The organism is Pseudomonas sp. NPDC087342, assembly GCF_044744265.1.
In the GTDB taxonomy this organism is placed as follows: Bacteria; Pseudomonadota; Gammaproteobacteria; order Pseudomonadales; family Pseudomonadaceae; genus Aquipseudomonas; species Aquipseudomonas nunensis.
The window spans coordinates 76,233-96,061 of sequence record NZ_JBIUXZ010000021.1 but is presented as its reverse complement, the minus strand read 5'-3'; the positions used below and the strand labels follow the sequence as shown (position 1 = coordinate 96,061).

General features: G+C 60.0%; 15 protein-coding genes. 5 read left to right on the top strand and 10 right to left on the bottom strand.

Going from position 1 to position 19,829, the window contains the following annotated elements; translation table 11 throughout:
- The 8 genes from ACIOYV_RS26835 to mtnA form a co-directional block, all read right to left on the bottom strand.
- The coding region (locus tag ACIOYV_RS26835) for a S1 RNA-binding domain-containing protein (RefSeq protein WP_401328535.1) at positions 1-243 on the bottom strand (243 nt) is incomplete at its 3' end.
- 120 nt (positions 244-363) lie between these two features.
- The gene (cmk, locus tag ACIOYV_RS26830) at positions 364-1,053 is read right to left on the bottom strand and encodes a (d)CMP kinase (RefSeq protein WP_008148720.1); all 690 of its coding nucleotides are present in this window, start codon (positions 1,051-1,053) and stop codon (positions 364-366) included.
- Complete coding sequence (locus ACIOYV_RS26825) at positions 1,050-3,257, bottom strand: bifunctional prephenate dehydrogenase/3-phosphoshikimate 1-carboxyvinyltransferase (protein ID WP_401328539.1); 2,208 nt, start codon at positions 3,255-3,257, stop codon at positions 1,050-1,052. The genes cmk and ACIOYV_RS26825 overlap by 4 nt, the downstream gene beginning before the upstream one ends.
- Positions 3,258-3,285: 28 nt before the next feature.
- Positions 3,286-4,398, bottom strand: a complete 1,113-nt coding sequence (gene hisC / locus ACIOYV_RS26820; protein ID WP_401328531.1) for a histidinol-phosphate transaminase — start codon at positions 4,396-4,398, stop codon at positions 3,286-3,288.
- A gap of 10 nt (positions 4,399-4,408) precedes the next feature.
- The gene (gene pheA / locus ACIOYV_RS26815) at positions 4,409-5,503 is read right to left on the bottom strand and encodes a prephenate dehydratase (RefSeq protein WP_028620536.1); all 1,095 of its coding nucleotides are present in this window, start codon (positions 5,501-5,503) and stop codon (positions 4,409-4,411) included.
- Positions 5,503-6,588, bottom strand: coding sequence for a 3-phosphoserine/phosphohydroxythreonine transaminase (gene serC, locus ACIOYV_RS26810; RefSeq protein ID WP_401328529.1), 1,086 nt, complete (start codon positions 6,586-6,588; stop codon positions 5,503-5,505). The genes pheA and serC overlap by 1 nt, the downstream gene beginning before the upstream one ends.
- A 303-nt stretch (positions 6,589-6,891) precedes the next feature.
- Complete coding sequence (gene gyrA, locus ACIOYV_RS26805) at positions 6,892-9,555, bottom strand: DNA gyrase subunit A (RefSeq protein ID WP_401328526.1); 2,664 nt, start codon at positions 9,553-9,555, stop codon at positions 6,892-6,894.
- Positions 9,556-9,979: 424 nt separating this feature from the next.
- Positions 9,980-11,056, bottom strand: a complete 1,077-nt coding sequence (gene mtnA / locus ACIOYV_RS26800) for an S-methyl-5-thioribose-1-phosphate isomerase (RefSeq protein ID WP_054051905.1) — start codon at positions 11,054-11,056, stop codon at positions 9,980-9,982.
- 108 nt (positions 11,057-11,164) lie between these two features.
- Here mtnA and ACIOYV_RS26795 point away from each other — a divergent pair, with 108 nt between their 5' ends.
- The 5 genes from ACIOYV_RS26795 (at position 11,165) to ACIOYV_RS26775 (ending at position 16,174) form a co-directional block, all read left to right on the top strand.
- Positions 11,165-12,499 carry a TRZ/ATZ family hydrolase gene (locus ACIOYV_RS26795; protein ID WP_401328522.1) on the top strand — a complete coding sequence of 445 codons (1,335 nt, stop codon included), beginning with the start codon at positions 11,165-11,167 and terminating at the stop codon, positions 12,497-12,499.
- Between the two features lie 58 nt (positions 12,500-12,557).
- Positions 12,558-13,256: a bifunctional 2-polyprenyl-6-hydroxyphenol methylase/3-demethylubiquinol 3-O-methyltransferase UbiG gene (gene ubiG / locus ACIOYV_RS26790; protein WP_401328520.1), complete on the top strand. Its 699-nt coding sequence runs from the start codon at positions 12,558-12,560 to the stop codon at positions 13,254-13,256.
- 4 nt (positions 13,257-13,260) lie between these two features.
- Complete coding sequence (mupP, locus tag ACIOYV_RS26785; protein WP_123510125.1) at positions 13,261-13,932, top strand: N-acetylmuramic acid 6-phosphate phosphatase MupP; 672 nt, start codon at positions 13,261-13,263, stop codon at positions 13,930-13,932.
- 199 nt (positions 13,933-14,131) lie between these two features.
- Positions 14,132-14,872 carry a YciK family oxidoreductase gene (locus ACIOYV_RS26780; protein ID WP_401328517.1) on the top strand — a complete coding sequence of 247 codons (741 nt, stop codon included), beginning with the start codon at positions 14,132-14,134 and terminating at the stop codon, positions 14,870-14,872.
- 375 nt (positions 14,873-15,247) lie between these two features.
- Entirely contained in the window at positions 15,248-16,174 is a 927-nt protein-coding gene (locus ACIOYV_RS26775) for a GGDEF domain-containing protein (protein ID WP_054051896.1), read from the top strand.
- Positions 16,175-16,312: 138 nt separating this feature from the next.
- Here ACIOYV_RS26775 and ACIOYV_RS26770 read toward each other — a convergent pair whose 3' ends face one another.
- Both ACIOYV_RS26770 and ACIOYV_RS26765 read right to left on the bottom strand, forming a co-directional pair.
- Complete coding sequence (locus ACIOYV_RS26770; RefSeq protein WP_283777401.1) at positions 16,313-17,074, bottom strand: TenA family transcriptional regulator; 762 nt, start codon at positions 17,072-17,074, stop codon at positions 16,313-16,315.
- A 78-nt stretch (positions 17,075-17,152) separates the two neighbouring features.
- On the bottom strand, positions 17,153-19,612 hold the full coding sequence (locus tag ACIOYV_RS26765) for an EAL domain-containing protein (RefSeq protein WP_401328513.1): 2,460 nt from the start codon (positions 19,610-19,612) through the stop codon (positions 17,153-17,155).
- Positions 19,613-19,829 lie beyond the last annotated feature (217 nt).

Here is a 19,829-nt window from a genome sequence, read left to right as displayed (position 1 = left end):
AAAGCCGTCTTCAACCGAGTCCAGAGCAACGTGAACTTCGTCACCGACGTTGATAGTCAGTTCGCCAGCATCGTTGTAGAACTGCTCAAGCGGGATGAGTGCTTCAGACTTCAGGCCAGCGTGAACGGTTACCCAGCGAGCTTGGTAATCGATATCAACGATAACACCGGTGATGATGGAGCCTGCCTGAAGGTTCAGGGTTTTTAGGCTTTCTTCAAAGAGTTCCGCAAAGCTTTCGCTCATTTTAATTCCTGTTGAATAAGGGCGAAGGATACGCCCATCTCCACATCCCAGACGACGTGGGTTACGTTCATTTAAAGAAGCAGCGCAAGACTATGACTGGTCCCCTGCGCAGCTTCTTGGTCACCCGGCGATATCGCGAATGGCGATCTCGCTCATGATGCGTTCCAGCACCTGATCGATGGATAATTCCGTGGAATCCAGCTGTATGGCGTCAGCCGCCGGTTTGAGCGGGGCTACCGCTCGCTGGGTGTCACGCTCGTCGCGGACACGTATCTCATCTAGCAGACTCGACAGACTAACACCATCGACTTTGCCCTTCAACTGCAAGTATCGACGGCGCGCACGCTCCTCGGCACTGGCAGTGAGGAATATCTTCAACGGCGCGTCGGGAAATACCACCGTGCCCATGTCGCGGCCATCGGCCACCAGGCCCGGCGCCTCCTGGAACGCCCGCTGGCGTTGCAGCAGCGCATCGCGCACCGCCGGCAGCGCCGCGACCTGGGAAGCCCAGGCACCGACCTGCTCATTGCGCAGATCGTCAGTGACATCGTCACCTTCAAGGATGATCCGCTGCGGATGACCTTCGGTCGCGCCGACGAACTGCACGTCCAGATGAGCGGCCAGCAGCTTCAGCGACTCTTCATTGGTCAGATCGACGCCGTGGTTGCGCGCAGCGAATGCCAGCAGACGATACAGCGCACCGGAATCCAGCAGGCACCACCCCAGACGCTTGGCCAGAATTCCGGCAATAGTGCCCTTGCCCGAACCGCTGGGCCCGTCGATGGTGATGACCGGTGGCTTGATAATCACGACTGAGCCTCTTGTGCAACGCGGATACCGACCTGCGCGCACAGCGCCAGGAAATTCGGGAACGAGGTCGCGACGTTGGCACAGTCATGGATGCGGATCGGTGCCGTAGCGCGCAACGAAGCCACGCTGAAGGCCATCGCAATCCGGTGATCGCCGTGACCGTGCACTTCGCCGCCGCCGATCAGGCCGCCGTCGATGATGATGCCGTCCGGGGTCGGCTCGCACTTGACGCCCAGTGCCAGCAAACCATCGGCCATGACCTGGATCCGGTCCGACTCCTTGACTCGCAGCTCTTCAGCGCCGCGCAGTACGGTGCGCCCTTCGGCACAGGCCGCTGCCACGAACAGCACCGGGAACTCGTCGATGGCCAGCGGAACCAGCGCCTCGGGAATCTCGATACCTTTGAGTTTAGCTGCCCGTACGCGCAGGTCAGCCACTGGTTCGCCGCCCACTTCACGCTGGTTTTCCAGAGTGATGTCGGCGCCCATCAGGCGCAGGATGTCGATCACGCCGGTACGGGTCGGGTTGATGCCGACGTGTTCGAGCACCAGCTCCGAACCTTCGGCAATCGACGCAGCCACCAGGAAGAACGCCGACGACGAAATATCGCCCGGTACTTCAATGTGGGTGGCGGTCAGCTTATGGCCGGACTCGACCGACGCCGTTGCACCGTTGACGCTGACCGGATAGCCAAAGCCGCGCAGCATGCGCTCGGTGTGGTCACGGGTCGGTGCCGGCTCGGTGACGGTGGTCTTGCCTTCGGCATACAGACCCGCAAGCAGCAGGCAGGACTTAACCTGGGCACTGGCCATCGGCATGGTGTAGGTCAGGCCTTTGAGCTTGTTGCCGCCACGAATGGTCATCGGTGGGCGACCTTCTGCAGCAGTCTCGATCACGGCACCCATTTCCCGCAGCGGGTTGGCCACGCGATTCATCGGGCGCTTGGACAGCGAAGCATCACCGGTCAGGGTGCTGTCGAAGTTCTGCGCCGCCAACAGGCCGGACAGCAGACGCATCGACGTGCCGGAGTTGCCCAGATAGATCGGACCTGGCGCAGGCTTCAGGCCATGCAGGCCGACGCCGTGGATGGTCACGCGACCGTGGTGCGGACCTTCGATCACGACACCCATGTCGCGGAAGGCTTGCAAGGTCGCCAGGGCATCTTCGCCCTCGAGGAAACCTTCCACTTCAGTGGTGCCTTCGGCCAGGGAGCCGAGCATGATCGAGCGGTGAGAAATCGATTTGTCGCCCGGTACACGAATCCGCCCAGTCAGGCGGCCACCAGGTTGTGCCAGGAAAATCAGGTCGTTGGAGTTCATAGCGTCCACATAAGCCCGGCGGGCCAGGATTTTACTGAAATGTTCGCGGGCAACCCGGGCGCGAGTGAATACGCCCAACAATTGGTGCCCATCCCCTGCATCGACCGCGTCGCGCAAGGCGTCGAGGTCGCTGCGAAATGTATCGAGTGTACGCAGGACAGCTTCGCGGTTAGCGAGGAAGATGTCGTGCCACATGACCGGGTCGCTACCCGCGATTCTTGTGAAATCGCGAAAACCGCCCGCAGCGTAACGGAAGATCTCAAGATTTTCATTGCGCTTGGCCAACGAGTCGACCAAACCGAACGCCAGCAAGTGCGGCAAATGGCTGGTTGCCGCCAACACTTCATCATGGCGCTCGACCTGCATGTGCTCGACATCGGCGCCCAATGCGCGCCACAAACGGTCGACCACGGCCAGCGCTGCCGGATCGGTTTGATCCAGCGGCGTCAAAATCACTTTATGGCGACGGAACAGCTCGGCATTCGAGGCTTCCACCCCGCTCTGCTCGGAACCGGCAATCGGATGCCCCGGTACGAAGCGCGCCGGCATGCCGCCGAATGCTTCGGTGGCCGCACGCACCACATTGCCTTTGGCGCTGCCAACGTCGGTCAGGATCGCTTGGCCCAGATCCATGCCGGCCAAACGGGCGAGCATTTTTTCCATGGCGAGGATCGGCACCGCCAGCTGGATCACGTCCGCGCCCTGGCAAGCAGCCACCAGGTCGTCTTCGCAGCGATCCACCACGCCCAGCTCTACTGCCAGTTTGCGCGATTGCGGATCGAGATCGACCCCGACCACTTCGCGGCACAGGCCACTTTCGCGCAAACCCTTGGCAAACGAACCACCGATCAACCCCAGACCAACCACCACCAGGCGCCCGATCATAGGTTCAGCAGATTGCAGTGCAGTGACATCAACCACGAGCCAGAACCTTGGTCAGCGCCTCAAGGAAGCGACTGTTCTCAGCCGGCAGGCCGATGGTGATGCGCAAGTGGTTCGGCATGCCGTAATTGGCCACCGGACGCACGATCACGCCTTCGCGCAGCAAACCCTGGAAGACCGGCGCAGCGACCTGCCCCAGATCAACACAGATAAAGTTGCCCTTGGACGGAATCCAGCTCAGCCCCAACTCACGGAAACCCGCTTGCAGTTGCAGCATGCCGGCTTCGTTCAGGCGACGGCTTTCAGCCAGGTATTCGGCATCCTGCAACGCAGCGCACGCCGCGGCCAGGGCCAGGCTGTTGACGTTGAATGGCTGACGCACGCGATTCAATACATCGGCGACCACGGCGGTGGACAAGCCATAACCGACCCGCAACGCCGCCAGGCCATAGGCCTTGGAGAACGTGCGCGAGACCAGCAGGTTCGGATAAGCGGCGAGGAAATCCAGGCCATCCGGCAAGTCGCTGCCTTCGGCGTATTCGATGTAAGCCTCGTCCAGCACCACCAGCACATGGGCCGGGACGTCCTGCAGGAATTCGTCCAGCGCTTCGGCGCCGAACCATGTCCCGGTCGGGTTGTTCGGGTTGGCGATGAATACAACGCGGGTATCGGCATCAATCGCAGCCAGCATCGCCGGCAGATCATGGCCCCAGTCTTTGGCAGGAATAACCCGCGCCTCAGCACCTACGGCCTGAGTCACGATCGGATAGACCGCGAACGCATGCTCGCTGAACACCGCATTCAGGCCCGGCGCCAGATACGCGCGGGCAACCAGTTCCAGAATGTCGTTGGAGCCGTTGCCCAGCGTCACTTGATTGAGCTCGACGCGGCACTGCTCGGCCAACAGGGTCTTGAGCGCAAAACCGTTGCCGTCGGGATAACGGGTCAGCTCGGCCAATTCTTCGCGAATCGCGGCCAATGCCTTGGGACTGGCACCCAGCGGGTTTTCATTGCTGGCCAGTTTGACGATTTTGGCCGGATCGATGTCCAGCTCGCGCGCCAGTTCGTCCACAGGCTTGCCCGGAACGTACGGCGAAAGTTGTTGCACGCCCGGCTGTGCCAGAGCGAGGAAGTCACCACTCATTTGCTACCCCTTAGAGAACTGCTTTCGGGTAGGAACCCAGCACTTTGAGTGCTACTGCTTCCTGACTGATCTTTTCCAGCACACCTTTGATCAATGGATCACGGTGATGACCAACGAAGTCGATGAAGAACACGTAAGTCCATTTACCGCTGCGCGACGGACGAGTCTCGATCCGTGTCAGATCGATGCCGTTGTCGTGGAACGGCACCAGCAGCTCATGCAGCGCACCAGGTTTGTTACTCATGGAGACGATGATCGAGGTCTTGTCGTCGCCGGTCGGCGGCACTTCCTGGCTACCGATCATCAGGAAGCGCGTGGAGTTATCCGGGCGATCCTCGATTTTCTCGGCCAGACGGGTTAGCCCGTACAAGCCTGCGGCCATGTCGCCGGCAATCGCCGCCGAGTTCCACTCGCCTTTTACCCGCTTGGCCGCTTCGGCGTTGCTGGACACCGCCACGCGCTCGACATTCGGGTAATGGGCGTCCAGCCACTTGCGGCACTGGGCCAGGGACTGGGCGTGGGAATAGATGCGACTGATGCTGTCGGTCTTGGTGTTTTCGCCGACCAACAGGTGATGGTGGATCCGCAGCTCGACTTCGCCACAGATCACCATGTCGTGTTCCAGGAAGCTGTCGAGGGTGTGGTTGACCGCGCCTTCGGTGGAGTTTTCCACCGGGACCACGCCAAAATTCACCGCACCGGCCGCCACTTCACGGAACACTTCGTCGATCGCCGCCATGGGCTTGCTGATCACTGCGTGGCCGAAATGCTTCATGGCCGCGGCCTGAGTGAAAGTACCCTCAGGGCCGAGGTAAGCCACTTTCAGCGGCTGTTCGAGGGCCAGGCACGAGGACATGATTTCGCGGAACAGACGCGCCATCTCTTCGTTGCCCAGCGGCCCCTGGTTACGCTCCATCACGCGCTTGAGCACCTGGGCTTCACGCTCAGGACGATAGAACACCGGCACTTCGCCTTCGGCCAGCGAGGCCATCTTTACTCGCGCAACTTCCTGGGCGCAGCGTGCGCGTTCGCTGATCAGCTCCAGGACTTTGGTGTCCAGGGCATCAATGCGGACGCGCAGTGCCTTGAGTTCTTGCTCAGACATTAGCCGTGTTCCTTCTCGAACTCTGCCATGTACGAAATCAGTGCGTTGACCGCAACGATGTCGACGGCGTTATAGATGGAGGCGCGCATGCCGCCCACGGAACGGTGACCCTTGAGGTTCAGCAGGCCGCGCTCGTCGGCGCCGGCCAGGAATGGCTTGTCCAGACGATCGTCTGCCAGGCGGAACGGCACGTTCATCCACGAGCGATCCGACTTGTTGATCGGGTTGCTGTAGAGGCCGCTGGCGTCGATGAAATCGTACAGCGTGCGCTGTTTGACTTCATTGAGCTTGCCGATGGCCTCGACACCACCCTGCTCTTTCAGCCACTCGAACACCAGGCCCGACAAGTACCAGGCCAGGGTCGGCGGCGTGTTGTACATCGAGCCGTTATCGGCCGCGACCTTGTAATTGAGCATGGTCGGGCACAGCGAACGGGCGTGACCGAGCAGGTCTTCGCGCACGATGTTGACCAGGATGCCGCTCGGGCCGATGTTTTTCTGGGCTCCGGCGTAGATCATGCCGAAACGCGAAATATCCACCGGACGCGAGAGAATGTCCGAAGACATGTCTGCCACCAACGGAACGTCGCCGGTTTCCGGGATCCAGCTGAATTCCAGGCCGCCGATGGTTTCGTTTGGCGCGTAGTGAACGTAGGCCGCGTCTTTCGACAGGTTCCATTCGTTCTGGCCGGGAATAGCGAAATAGTCGTAAGGCTTGGCGGTCGCGGCAACGTTGACGTGGCCGTAGCGCGAAGCTTCTTCGATGGCTTTCTGCGACCAGATACCGGTGTCGATGTAGTCGGCCGAGCCACCTTCAGGCAGCAGGTTCAGCGGAATCTGGGCAAATTGCTGGCTGGCGCCGCCTTGCAGGAACAGCACTTTATAGTTCGAAGGGATATTCAGCAGATCACGCAGATCCTGCTCGGCCTTGGTGGCGATGGACACGAACTCATCGCTGCGATGGCTCATTTCCATGACCGACAGGCCCTTGCCGTGCCAATCGAGGAGTTCACCCTGAGCGCGCTTCAGGACAGCTTCAGGCAGCGCCGCAGGACCGGCACAGAAGTTATAGGCTCTCTTGCTCACATCCAATCTCGCTCTGATTTGGTGGGTCATGCAAACATATCAGTCGACGCAGATCTCATGTGGGAGCGGGCTTGCCTGTGGCGAGGGGGCTTGCCCCCGTTCGATTGCGTAGCAATCGTAAACCGATCACCACCGCCTTATGCAAGATTGCGGTGATCGGTTTCAGGGGCGCTTCGCACCCCAACGGGGGCAAGCCCCCTCGCCACAAAAGCCCGGCACCCACACGGAGCTCCATGGGCGTCGATATTTCATACCGGTGAACAACAAGGGGGCGAATCTTCATCCGCCCCCCTGCTTGTCCGCTTATTCCTGCGGTTCTTCGTCGGCTGCAGCGTCGAGTTGCTGGTCGTCGGCAACGTCGTCGATCACGACTTCACCGTCGAACACCGCACCTGCTTCGCCCTCTTCACCTTCGAGCTCTTCGCCCTCGACTTCCGACGGCTCCTGGACCCGCTCCAGACCGACCAGCGTTTCGTCGCTGGCCAGCTTGATGAGGGTCACGCCCTGGGTGTTACGACCCAGGCTGGAAACTTCGTCGACACGGGTACGAACCAGGGTGCCCTGGTCGGAAATCAGCATGATCTCCTCACCATCGAGCACCTGGACTGCACCGACCAGACGGCCGTTACGGTCGTTGCTGACCATGGCGATAACGCCCTGACCGCCACGCTTGTACTCAGGGAACTCGGTGATCGCCGTACGCTTGCCGTAACCACGCGCCGAAGCGGTGAGGATCTGGCTGCCTTCTTCCGGGATCAGCATGGAAATCAGCTTCTGGCCTTCCGGCAGACGCATGCCGCGCACACCACGAGCGGTACGGCCCATGGCGCGAACGTCGGTTTCCTTGAAGCGAGTGACCTTGCCGCCGTCGGAGAACAGCATGACTTCGCGGCTACCATCGGTAATGGAAGCAGAAATCAGCACATCGCCTTCATCCAGCTCCAGCGCGATCAGGCCGACGCTGCGTTGACGGCTGAAGGATTCCAGCGGGGTCTTCTTCACGGTGCCTTTGGCAGTCGCCATGAAGATGAAGTGACCTTCGGTGTATTCGTCGACCGGCAGCATGGTGGTGATGTATTCTTCACTGTCCAGCGGCTGCTGGTTGACCAGCGGACGACCACGGGCCGCACGGGACGCTTCCGGGATTTCGTAGGTTTTCAGCCAGTACACTTTGCCTTTGCTGGAGAACAGCAGCAGCGTGGTGTGACTGTTGGCGACCAGCAGGTGAGCGATGTAATCCTCATCCTTGACGCCGGTGGCCGATTTGCCTTTACCGCCACGACGCTGAGCCTGGTACGCAGCCAATGGCTGGGTCTTGGCGTAGCCACCGTGGGAGATGGTCACGACGCGCTCTTCTTCCGGGATCATGTCACCCAGGGTCAGGTCGAGACGGGCATCGAGAATTTCGGTGCGGCGCACGTCGCCGTATTCGGCGCGGATCACTTCCAGCTCTTCGCGGATCACTTCCATCAGGCGCGTGGCGCTGCTGAGGATGCGGATCAGTTCGCCGATCTGGTTGAGGATCTCTTGATACTCGGCCAGCAGCTTCTCGTGCTCCAGACCGGTCAGACGGTGCAGACGCAGTTCCAGAATGGCTTGCGCCTGTTCCGGCGACAGGAAGTACTTGCCTTCGCGCAGACCGTATTGCGGGTCCAGGGTCTCTGGACGGCACGAGTCGGCACCGGCGCGTTCAACCATCGCGACCACGGCGGAAGATTCCCACGCAGTCTTGATCAGCGCTTCCTTCGCTTCCGACGGCGTCGGCGAAGCCTTGATCAGGGCGATGACCGGGTCGATGTTCGACAGGGCAACCGCTTGACCTTCAAGGATGTGGCCACGTTCGCGGGCTTTGCGCAGTTCGAACACGGTACGGCGGGTAACCACTTCGCGACGGTGACGAACGAAGGCTTCCAGCAGGTCCTTGAGGTTCAGGATCCGTGGACGGCCGTCGATCAGCGCAACGATGTTGATACCGAACACCGCTTGCAGCTGGGTCTGGGCGTAAAGGTTGTTGAGGATCACCTCAGGCACTTCGCCGCGACGCAGCTCGATCACGACGCGCATACCGTCCTTGTCGGACTCGTCGCGCAGTTCGGTGATGCCTTCCAGCTTCTTCTCTTTAACCAGCTCGGCGATCTTCTCGATCAGACGGGCCTTGTTCAGCTGGTACGGGAGTTCGGTGATGACGATCTGCTGGCGGCCACCGACCTTGTCGATGTCTTCGATCATCGAGCGAGCGCGCATGTAAATGCGGCCGCGACCGGTACGGTAGGCTTCGATGATGCCGGCGCGACCGTTGATGATGGCGGCGGTCGGGAAGTCCGGACCAGGGATGTATTGCATCAGCTCATCGATGGTCAACTCAGGGTTGTCGATGAGTGCCAGGCAACCGTCGATGACTTCACCGAGGTTGTGCGGCGGGATGTTGGTCGCCATGCCCACGGCGATACCGCTGGAGCCGTTGACCAGCAGGTTGGGAATACGGGTCGGCATGACCGCCGGGATCATTTCGGTGCCGTCGTAGTTCGGCACCCAGTCCACGGTTTCTTTGTGCAGGTCAGCCAGCAGCTCGTGCGCCAGCTTGGTCATGCGCACTTCGGTGTATCGCATGGCCGCGGCGTTGTCGCCGTCCACCGAACCGAAGTTGCCCTGACCGTCTACCAGCAGGTAGCGCAAGGAGAATGGCTGCGCCATCCGAACGATGGTGTCGTACACCGCGGTATCACCGTGAGGGTGATACTTACCGATCACGTCACCGACAACACGGGCAGATTTCTTGTACGGCTTGTTGAAGTCGTTGCCCAGCTCGCTCATCGCGAACAGCACACGCCGGTGCACGGGCTTCAAGCCATCGCGCGCATCCGGCAGTGCCCGCCCGACAATTACGCTCATCGCGTAGTCGAGGTAGGACTGCTTCAGCTCGTCTTCGATATTGACCGGGAGGATTTCTTTGGCCAGTTCGCCCATGAGAAGCCTGATTCCTTTTTCTGGTGAAACTTCGTCACATCCATTTGGGACGAACGAAGCTCGCCGATGCCAGCTGATTGCCATGCACCGACTTACGACAAATCAACGAGTTATGCCATGGATCTGCGCAGTAAAGACAACCCCGTGGGACTGCCTCGGAAAACGCCGGATGTTATCACAAGAGCCGCCACGCACCTATCCCCCTGATGCGCATGGAGCATAGTTAGTTGACCGGTGACAGGCTTAACGGGGACGAGAGAGGCTTAGAGCCTTGTCGAATGACGAATTCAGGCTGATTTGTTGGCTTTGCGGGCCCTATCGCGAGCAAGCTCGCTCCCACATTTGACCGAGTTATCCAGCCAGACACTGTCAAGTGTGGGAGCGAGCTTGCTCGCGATTGCGATTTAACTGACGCTAAAGATCGTCAATGCAGACGCTTGCGGCACATCAACTGTGCCATTTTCGCCGTGTCCGGCCGCTCGACGATACCCTTCTCGGTGACGATTGCATCGATCAGGTCCGCCGGTGTCACGTCGAATACCGGGTTGAAGGCATCGACATCCGCCCCGACCCGCTTGCCGCCGACTTCCAGCAACTCGCTGCCGTCGCGCTCTTCGATAGGAATATCGTCGCCACTGGCCAGATTCATGTCGATGGTCGAACTCGGCGCCACCACCATGAAACGCACGCCGTGGTGCATGGCGCTCACGGCCAATTGATAAGTGCCGATCTTGTTCGCCACATCGCCATTGGCGGTGATCCGGTCAGCGCCGACGATCACCCAGGTAATGCCTTTGGTCTTCATGATGTGCGCGGCGGCGGAATCGGCATTGAGGGTCACGGGAATGCCTTCGTTGGCCAGTTCCCACGCGGTCAGCCGCGAACCTTGCAGCCAGGGACGGGTTTCGTCGGCGTAGACACGCTCGACCATGCCTTCAATAAAGGCGCCGCGAATCACCCCCAGCGCCGTGCCGAAACCGCCGGTGGCGAGCGCGCCAGTGTTGCAGTGAGTCAGGATCGCCTGGGCATTGCCCTGATGCTTGCGAATCAGATCCACACCCAGTTGGGCCATGGTCAGGTTGGCTTCGCGGTCGCTTTCGTGGATCGCGATGGCCTCGGCCTCCAGCGCTGCCAGAGGATCGGCATCGCCCTTGAGACGGTCCAGGCGGTCACGCATGCGGCTCAGGGCCCAGAACAGATTGACCGCCGTTGGACGGGAATCCGCCAACAACGCGTAATCCTCTTCCCACGATGCCTGCCAGTCATCGCCTTCGGCAATCCGGGCGCGGGCTGACAGCACCATGGCATACGCGGCACTGATGCCGATCGCCGGTGCACCGCGCACCACCATCGAGCGAATGGCCTCGGCCACGCCAGCGGCGCTGGTGTAGGCGATCCAGGTTTCCTCGAACGGCAAAATACGCTGATCCAGCAGGTACAGGGCACCATCACGCCAATCGATGGCCTTAACTTTCTCTGCAGCCAATAGTCGATCGCGCATCCTTCACCCCGCACTCATGAACAAAAGCCGCCGATTATAGCGATCCCCCCGCGAAGACGCTCGGGTATACTTCGCCATCCTTTACAAAAGCACTGGAACCGATCTTCGATGCCGAAACCTGCCGTTGCGCTCGACTTATTATTGCTGCCGACCTGGCTGGTACCCGTCGAACCCGCCGGCGTGGTTCTCAAAGAGCACGGCCTGGGCATCCGCGACGGTCGCATCGTGTTTATCGGCCCGCGTGCCGAAGCGCTGAAGTGTAACGCGACCGAAGTCCGCGAGCTCCCGGATGTTCTGCTCAGCCCCGGGCTGGTCAACGCCCATGGCCACGCAGCGATGACGCTGTTCCGCGGCCTGGCTGATGATCTGCCGTTGATGACCTGGCTGGAAAACCACATCTGGCCGGCCGAGGCCAAGTGGGTCGATGAAGAGTTTGTGCGCGATGGCACGGACCTGGCGATCGCCGAACAGCTGAAAGGTGGCATCACCTGCTTCTCTGACATGTATTTCTTCCCGAAGGTTGCCAGCGAACGCGTGCATAACAGCGGCATTCGCGCGCAAATCGCAATTCCGATCCTCGATTTCCCGATTCCCGGTGCCGCCACGGCGGATGACGCCATTCGTCAGGGCGTCGAATTGTTCGGCGATCTCAAGCACCACGAACGTATCAAAATCACCTTCGGCCCTCACGCACCCTACACCGTAGGCGACGAAAACCTGGAGAAAATCCGGGTGATTGCCGAGGAGCTGGACGCCGCGATTCACATGCACGTCCATGAAACCGCTTTCGAAGTGCAGCAAGCTGTGGAACAGCGCGGCGAGCGCCCACTGGCCCGCCTCGGTCGCCTGGGCTTGCTCGGGCCGCGCTTCCAGGCGGTTCACATGACCCAGATCAGCGATGAAGACCTGGCCTTGCTGGTAGAAAGCAACACCAATGTGATTCATTGCCCGGAGTCGAACCTGAAACTGGCCAGCGGCTTCTGCCCGGTGGAACGCCTGTGGCAGGCCGGGGTGAACGTCGCCGTCGGCACCGATGGCGCGGCCAGCAACAATGACCTGGACCTGCTCGGCGAAACCCGCACCGCCGCATTGCTCGCCAAGGCTGTCGCCGGTTCGGCCACCGCGCTGGACGCCCACCGCGCCTTGCGCATGGCCACCCTCAACGGCGCCCGTGCACTGGGCATCGAGACTGAAACCGGCTCGCTGGAGATTGGCAAGGCTGCAGACATCGTTGCGTTCGATCTGTCCGGCCTGGCCCAGCAACCGATCTACGACCCGGTTTCGCAACTGATCTACGCCACTGGCCGCGACTGTGTGAAACACGTTTGGGTCGCCGGCAAGCAACTGCTCGACGACAAGCGCCTGACGCGCCTGGATGAAGCACAACTCTGCGCCACGGCCAAGGCCTGGGGCCAGCGCATCAGCGGCCACACCGAATCGTAAGCACCTCGGGCGCACACCCGGGGCAACAGGATTTTTCAAGTTTTAGAGGACTTAAACCATGAGCAACGTCGACTACGCCGAAATCGCCAAATTCGAAGCCCTGGCCCATCGCTGGTGGGACCGCGAAAGCGAGTTCAAACCGCTGCACGACATCAACCCGCTGCGGGTCAACTGGATTGACGAACGCGTCAAACTGGCCGGCAAGAAAGTCCTCGACGTCGGTTGTGGCGGCGGCATCCTCAGCGAGGCCATGGCCCAGCGCGGCGCCACCGTCATGGGCATCGACATGGGCGAAGCGCCGCTGGCGGTCGCGCAGTTGCATCAACTGGAATCCGGCGTGAGCGTCGAATACCGCCAGATCACCGCCGAAGCCCTGGCCGAAGAGATGCCTGAGCAGTTCGACGTGGTCACCTGCCTGGAAATGCTCGAACACGTGCCGGATCCGTCTTCGGTCATCCGTGCCTGCTTCAAGATGGTCAAGCCTGGCGGCCAAGTGTTCTTCTCGACGATCAACCGCAATCCGAAGGCTTACCTGTTCGCCATCATCGGCGCCGAATACATCATGAAGTTGCTGCCCCGTGGCACTCACGACTTCAAGAAATTCATCCGCCCGTCCGAGCTGGGTGCCTGGAGCCGCATGGCCGGCCTGACCGTCAAGGACATCATCGGGTTGACCTACAACCCGCTGACCAAGCACTACAAACTGGCGGCCGACGTGGACGTCAACTACATGATCCAGACTCTGCGCGAGGAGTAAGCCGATGCGAATCAGAGCAGTCCTTTTCGACATGGACGGCACCCTGCTCGACACTGCGCCGGACTTTATTGCCATCTGCCAGGCGATGCGCGCCGATCGCGGCTTGCCGCCGATGAACGACAAGCACATTCGCGACGAGATCTCCGGCGGCGCCAAGGCGATGGTCGCGGTGACGTTCTCCATGGACCCGGAGTCGCCGGGCTTCGAGGAGCTGCGCCTGGAGTTCCTGGAGCGTTACCTCAAGGATTGCGCGGTTCACAGCAAACTCTTTGACGGTATGGGCGAACTGCTGGCCGACATTGAAAAAGCCAACCTGATCTGGGGCGTGGTGACCAACAAACCATTACGGTTTGCTGAGCCGATCATGCAACAGCTGGGATTGGCCGAGCGTTCGGCGCTGCTGATCTGCCCGGACCACGTCAAAAACAGCAAGCCGGACCCGGAGCCGTTGATCCTGGCCTGCAAGATGCTCGACCTGGACCCTGCCAGCGTGTTGTTTGTCGGCGATGACCTGCGCGATATCGAGTCGGGCCGCGACGCCGGGACCAAAACCGCCGCCGTGACCTATGGCTACATCCATCCGGACGACAACCCGCGGCATTGGGGCGCGGATGTGGTGGTGGATCATCCGCTGGAGTTGCGCAAGGTGCTGGATAGCGCGCTCTGTAGTTGCTGACCTGATTGGCTGCGACAAACATTTGTGGCGAGGGGGTTTACCCCCGCTCGGCTGCGAAGCAGTCGCAAAACCTGCAAATACGACGAGACTGAGGGGAATATGGGAGCGCTTCGCACTCCAACGGGGGCAAGCCCCCTCGCCACAGCAAGCTCCCTCGCCACAAGTCCCGTGTTCGCCTTAATTGTGTTGAGGTTTTTTTATGTTTGATTATTCCGCCCGCCCTGAATTGCTCAAGGACCGGGTCATCCTGGTTACCGGCGCTGGCCGTGGCATCGGCGCTGCGGCGGCGAAAACCTACGCCGCCCACGGTGCCACCGTACTGTTGCTGGGCAAGACTGAAGCCAACCTGACTCAGGTCTACGACGAGATCGAAGCGGCCGGGCATCCACAACCGGCGGTGATCCCGTTCAACCTGGAAACCGCCCTGCCCCATCAATACGATGAGTTGGCGGCGATGATCGAGACCGAGTTCGGCCATCTCGACGGCTTGCTGCACAACGCCTCGATCATTGGTCCGCGTACGCCGATCGAGCAGTTGTCCGGCGAAAACTTCATGCGCGTGATGCACGTCAACGTCAACGCCATGTTCATGCTCACCAGCACCCTGCTGCCGCTGCTGAAGCTGTCGCAGGACGCCTCGGTGGTGTTCACCTCCAGCAGCGTCGGGCGCAAGGGCCGGGCGTACTGGGGCGCTTACGGCGTTTCCAAGTTTGCCACCGAAGGGTTGATGCAAACCCTGGCCGATGAAGTCGATACCGTGGCACCGGTTCGTTCCAACAGCATCAACCCCGGCGCCACTCGCACCAGCATGCGCGCCCAGGCGTATCCGGGTGAAAACCCGCTGAACAACCCGACGCCCGAGGAGATCATGCCGGTCTACCTGTACCTGATGGGCCCGGACAGCACGGGCATCAATGGCCAGTCGTTCAACGCTCAGTAATGCCCGCACGTCGCTTTTGTGCCGCGACATTTAACCGTCGCGGCACATTACAACCGCTGCAACTTCTGCCCTTTCCAGTCAAACAAATGCCGCCGATCTCGGCGAAATTTCTCGAAAAGCGCTCTAATCCAATGATTTAGAACGGCTTTTATCCGAATGAACCGAATGGCACGACTTTCGCTCTAATTTTGTTCAGACACGCAGTGTGACAGCAGCCGGCGTTAGCGCCTGAGTCGATAGGTTACTTATATTCGGCAAAGCGGACTAAACTCGTACCAAATGTCCTACGGGACTGATGGACCAGTATGACGCGCAGCCCAAAGCCGCTCTCACCCAGCCTGTAAGACAGCCTTACTGCTTAGGGGCTCACGCCATATGAAATCACCTTCCCAGACCAACGCAATTGACTTCGATAGCGCCAAATTGCAACGCCTGGGCTTTGGTCAGCAGCCTCCTCTCCTGGAGCGGCCGGTCAGCCTCGCGCAATTGCGCCAGCAACTGGGCCTGCAACTGCAAACCAGTCTGGAGCCGCAACGCATTCTCGGGCTCTTTTTCCGCGAAATTCAGCGCCTTGTCCCTCTGGATGCCTTGAGCTATGAGCACAAGACCAGTGACTTGCGTCTGGAATTCGGTCAGCGCGGTCATCATACGGTCAGCTACAGCCTGAGCCATGAAGGTGAACATCTGGGTGAGCTGGTGTTCCGCCGCAATCAGCGTTTCAACGAACAGGAACAAGGCAATCTGGAGTCGCTGCTGTCGGCGCTGCTGTATCCGATGCGCAACGCCCTGCTCTATCGCGCCGCGACCCAAAGCGCCCTGCGTGACCCGCTCACTGGCACCGGCAACCGCGTCGCCATGGATCAGACCCTGCAGCGGGAAATAGAAATGTCACGGCGTCATTTGCAGCCTTTGTCGTTGCTGATGCTCGACATCGACCACTTCAAACGGGTCAATGACAGCCACGGGCACAGCGCCGGCGATGAAGTACTCAAAGCGGTGGCCGCCTCGATCAAAGGCCAGTTGCGCAACGTGGACATGGTGTTCCGGTTCGGCGGCGAGGAGTTTTTGATTCTGCTGTCCAACACCACGCGGGAAGCGGCGGCGATGGTCGGCGAGCGCCTGCGGTTTGCTGCCCAGGCTCAGGAGTATTGCGCCGATGGCCAAGTGATCGACCTGACGGTCAGCCTCGGTTGCTCGACCTTGCTGCCCGGTGAGTCCGCCGAAAGCCTGTTGCGCCGGGCCGACAGCGCGCTGTACGTGGCCAAGCGCGAGGGGCGTAATCGCCTGGCGATGGCGGGCTAAGCACTTAGCCACACCGCATAACCAATGTGGGAGCGGGCTTGCTCGCGAAGGCGGACTGACAGTCACCATTTAGTCGACTGATCTACCGCTTTCGCGAGCAAGCCCGCTCCCACATTTGGTTTGTGTTGCCTTAAGGGATCAACTCTCGACCAACGCCATCCTTTCCCGCGCTACCGGCGCCCGTTCCGCGTGTTCCTGCTGCATGCAGCGCTCCAGGAACAGGAACATATAGTCGTAGCTCTTGCACACCGCTTGGCGCAGTTCCACTTGCAGCGCTTTGCTCGGGTTCGTACCCGCGAGGGTGCAGATGATTTCCAGTGCTTCCCACGGATGGGCATCGTCGTACTGGGCATGCATCTTCAACCACTTCATGGCGCGTTTGCGATCTTCCTCGGGGAAGGCTGCCGCGTAGACACCACTGGAACATACCAACGCCGACCATTCCCCGGTCGCGCCTTCGATGGCGTAATTAGTGGCGGCGATAGCCACGATCAGCGAATCCGCCGAACTGGTGTGCCAACACCAATGGCTCAACGCATGCAGTTCAGGGGCGACCTGTTGTGCTTGCAGATCTTCCAGGCTGACACCGTGCGCGCGGCTCCAGTGCACCCAGTAATCGGCATGATTGAGTTCGACACGAATGTTACGCATCAGCCAGCGACGCGCCATGTCTTCGCCGGGATGGCGAGCGAAGCGGGTCTTGGTGAGGTTTTGTGCCATATATAACGCGAACTGCTCGACCACCGGCCAGCCCCCTATCAGGTACTGACGCATGGTCTTTGCGCTGAGTTTGTTATCTCGCATGCGCTGATACAGTTCGTGTTCGACAACTCGGCGCTTACTCTCGCTGCAATCCTGGATCAGTTGCTGAGCCCAGGCGGGATAACTTGCAGCTTCCATGAGTGGTCCGGTTCGGTTGAATGTGTCGATCACTGTTCGGCTCCTTTTGATTTGTGATTGTAAGATCAGCAAGAGATTTCAACGGAACGTGCCAGGCGCCTTGAATAACAGAGGCTGTGGTCTGGCGGGACGACTTTGCAAGCTGTCGCAGGTAAACAGTTGCGGGCGTTCTATAACATACCCTTGAGCGTAATCGACACCGATTTCGAGCAGTGCCTGCTCGATCTGCGGTGTCTCGACAAACTCGGCAATGGTGCGTTTACCCATGACATGGCCGATGTGGTTAATCACCTCGACCATAGCGCGGTTAATCGGGTCGTCCAGCATGTCCTTTACGAAACTCCCATCGATCTTCAAGAAGTCTACAGGTAAATGTTTCAAGTAAGCGAACGAGGACATTCCGGCGCAAAAGTCATCAAGTGAGAAGTGGCAACCTAAACCTTTGAGTTCATTAATAAATCTGATTGCACTTCCCAAATTCGATATAGCGCTGGTTTCTGTAATTTCAAAACAAATCATTTCAGGAGGAATAGAGTAAGTAACAAACTGTTCACGCAGGAAGTCCAGGAACGCCTCATCTCCGATAGTAATACCTGACAGATTAATCGCACACATGGCCAACGGACCTTTACGCTGTTCGGCAATACATTGCGCGATGATCTTAAATACATTCTCCACAACCCAACGATCCAGCGACGTCATCAAACCATAACGCTCGGCGGCCGGAATGAAACTGTCAGGCAAGATCATCCGCCCGGCCTCGTCATGCAGGCGCAACAGTATTTCAATGTGCCCGCCGCCGTGCTCGACATGCCCCAGGGGGGCGATTTCCTGGGCGTACAGGCAGAAGCGGTTTTCTTCCAGGGCCATGTGCAAACGTTGCACCCAGGCCATTTCGCCGAAACGCAGGGACAGTTCCGAATCGTCGGCGTGGTAGACCTGCACCCGGTTGCGGCCCTTTTCCTTGGCCATGTAACAGGCCATATCGGCGGCGCGTAGCGAGGATTCGAGGGTGGTCGGGGTTTGCGCGACATGCACCAGGCCGATGCTGACGGTGGTCAGGAATGGCCGGCCCTTCCAGACAAAGTGCAGGTTCTGCACAGTCTGGCGAAGCACCTCGGCAATTTTTTCCGCGTGCTCCGGTGGACAGTTCTCCAACAGGATGCCGAATTCGTCGCCGCCCAGCCTGGCCAGCGTGTCCCCTTCGCGCAGACCGGATTGCAGCAACGCGCAGATGTGTCGCAGCAGCTCATCTCCCGCCGCATGGCCGCAGGTATCGTTGACCAGTTTGAACTGGTCCAGATCGAGGAACATCAAGGCGTGGCGCCCCGGCTGCCGCGTGAGGTTGTGCAGCGCCTGCTCCAGGCGGTATTCGAATTCACGGCGGTTGGCCAAACCGGTCAAGGCGTCGTGGGTAGCCTGCCAGGACAGATTGGCAATGTATTGCCGTTCCTGGGTCATGTCGTGCAGCACCAGCACCGTGCCGCTGACCTTGCCGGCATTGCGGATCGGCGCGCCGACCAGAGTCACCGACACCGTGCTGCCATCCAGGCGCTGGATCAGCTTGGAATGCTCGCTGCCGCCGCTGAGCTGGCCACTTAAAATGTGCTCGATCAAGGTAAAGCCGTCGGCCTGGGCGTTTTCATCCAGCAGATTGAACAGCGCCGCCAGCGGCAACCCGGTGGCCTGCTCGGCTTTCCAGTGCGTCATGGCTTCGGCGGCGGGGTTCATATAGGCAATCGCCCCTTCGACATCCGTGGTGATCACGCCATCGCCAATCGACTGCAAGGTAATCTGCGCGCGATCCTTCTCCAGTTGCAACGCCTCGGCAAAGGCATGCCGCTGCTTGAGCAGTTTGTGGGTGCGCAGCAATGCCAGGACGATCAGCCCCAGCGCCGTGGCCAGGTTGGTCACCAGCAACAGCCGCAGGATCACTCTCGAGCCCTCGCCCAGCGCGTCGCTGAACGCCTTGGCGGCCGGGGTTACGCTGTCGTTGATGGCAAAAATCTGATCCTTCCAGCGCTTGATATCCGCAGCGGTGGCCTGATTATCGACGACACGCTGGTGCATCTCCCGGGCGACGTCATCGAGTTGCACCAGGTAAGCATCGCCCACGGTCCAGCGATCGATGGCTTTTTCCAGGTAACTGAAGTGTCGGAAGTTGAGGTACAGCCAGATCAGGCTGGCGACGTCGTCCGGATGGTTGCCGCCCTTGAGGATCCCCACCCGTGCGGCTTCGAGATCCGGCGGCTGCTTGTCCAGCGCCACGCGCAACTCATGCCCGCCCTGGGGCACGGCGATAGCGTTCTGGTATTTGCGGAAGATCGCCTCGTCGCGGTTGTCGGCGTAGAGGTTGAGGTAATAGATGGCGTCTTTCTGGCCTTTGGACCACAGGCTTTCGCCGGCCACATAGCCGCGCACCGCCGACAGCACATAGAGGCTGACACCACCGAGCAACGCTTGAAACAGCACGACGGCGATAAACGGCCAGACAATGCCCAACAATCGTGGCGTTCCGAGAGTCCGTTTTGGCTTCATGAGGTCCCTTGCATTGGCACTGCCCTGATCATCATCCAGATCCCGCCACTCCCGCAAGACTAGGAGGCGATCCCTTTTCCCGCAAGGAGGCTTCTGCTCGCAACATGGACAAGTTGCCATAAATAACGGCTTTTCAGTGCAGATCGGCCAAAAAGGACGGTCAACAGCCCCCAAGGACATCCGCCGCCATAACTATGTACCACCTCGGACTTCACTT

Excerpts from the sequence above, each read along its gene's own strand:
- mupP (WP_123510125.1), top strand. The coding sequence starts at position 13,261 with ATGCGAATCAGAGCAGTCCTTTTCGACATGGACGGCACCCTGCTCGAC.
- ACIOYV_RS26795 (WP_401328522.1), top strand. The coding sequence starts at position 11,165 with ATGCCGAAACCTGCCGTTGCGCTCGACTTATTATTGCTGCCGACCTGG.
- ACIOYV_RS26825 (WP_401328539.1), bottom strand. The coding sequence starts at position 3,257 with ATGATCGGGCGCCTGGTGGTGGTTGGTCTGGGGTTGATCGGTGGTTCG.
- gyrA (WP_401328526.1), bottom strand. The coding sequence starts at position 9,555 with ATGGGCGAACTGGCCAAAGAAATCCTCCCGGTCAATATCGAAGACGAG.
- ubiG (WP_401328520.1), top strand. The coding sequence starts at position 12,558 with ATGAGCAACGTCGACTACGCCGAAATCGCCAAATTCGAAGCCCTGGCC.
- ACIOYV_RS26765 (WP_401328513.1), bottom strand. The coding sequence starts at position 19,612 with ATGAAGCCAAAACGGACTCTCGGAACGCCACGATTGTTGGGCATTGTC.
- pheA (WP_028620536.1), bottom strand. The coding sequence starts at position 5,503 with ATGTCTGAGCAAGAACTCAAGGCACTGCGCGTCCGCATTGATGCCCTG.
- ACIOYV_RS26770 (WP_283777401.1), bottom strand. The coding sequence starts at position 17,074 with ATGGAAGCTGCAAGTTATCCCGCCTGGGCTCAGCAACTGATCCAGGAT.
- ACIOYV_RS26775 (WP_054051896.1), top strand. The coding sequence starts at position 15,248 with ATGAAATCACCTTCCCAGACCAACGCAATTGACTTCGATAGCGCCAAA.
- mtnA (WP_054051905.1), bottom strand. The coding sequence starts at position 11,056 with ATGCGCGATCGACTATTGGCTGCAGAGAAAGTTAAGGCCATCGATTGG.
- ACIOYV_RS26780 (WP_401328517.1), top strand. The coding sequence starts at position 14,132 with ATGTTTGATTATTCCGCCCGCCCTGAATTGCTCAAGGACCGGGTCATC.
- hisC (WP_401328531.1), bottom strand. The coding sequence starts at position 4,398 with ATGAGTGGTGACTTCCTCGCTCTGGCACAGCCGGGCGTGCAACAACTT.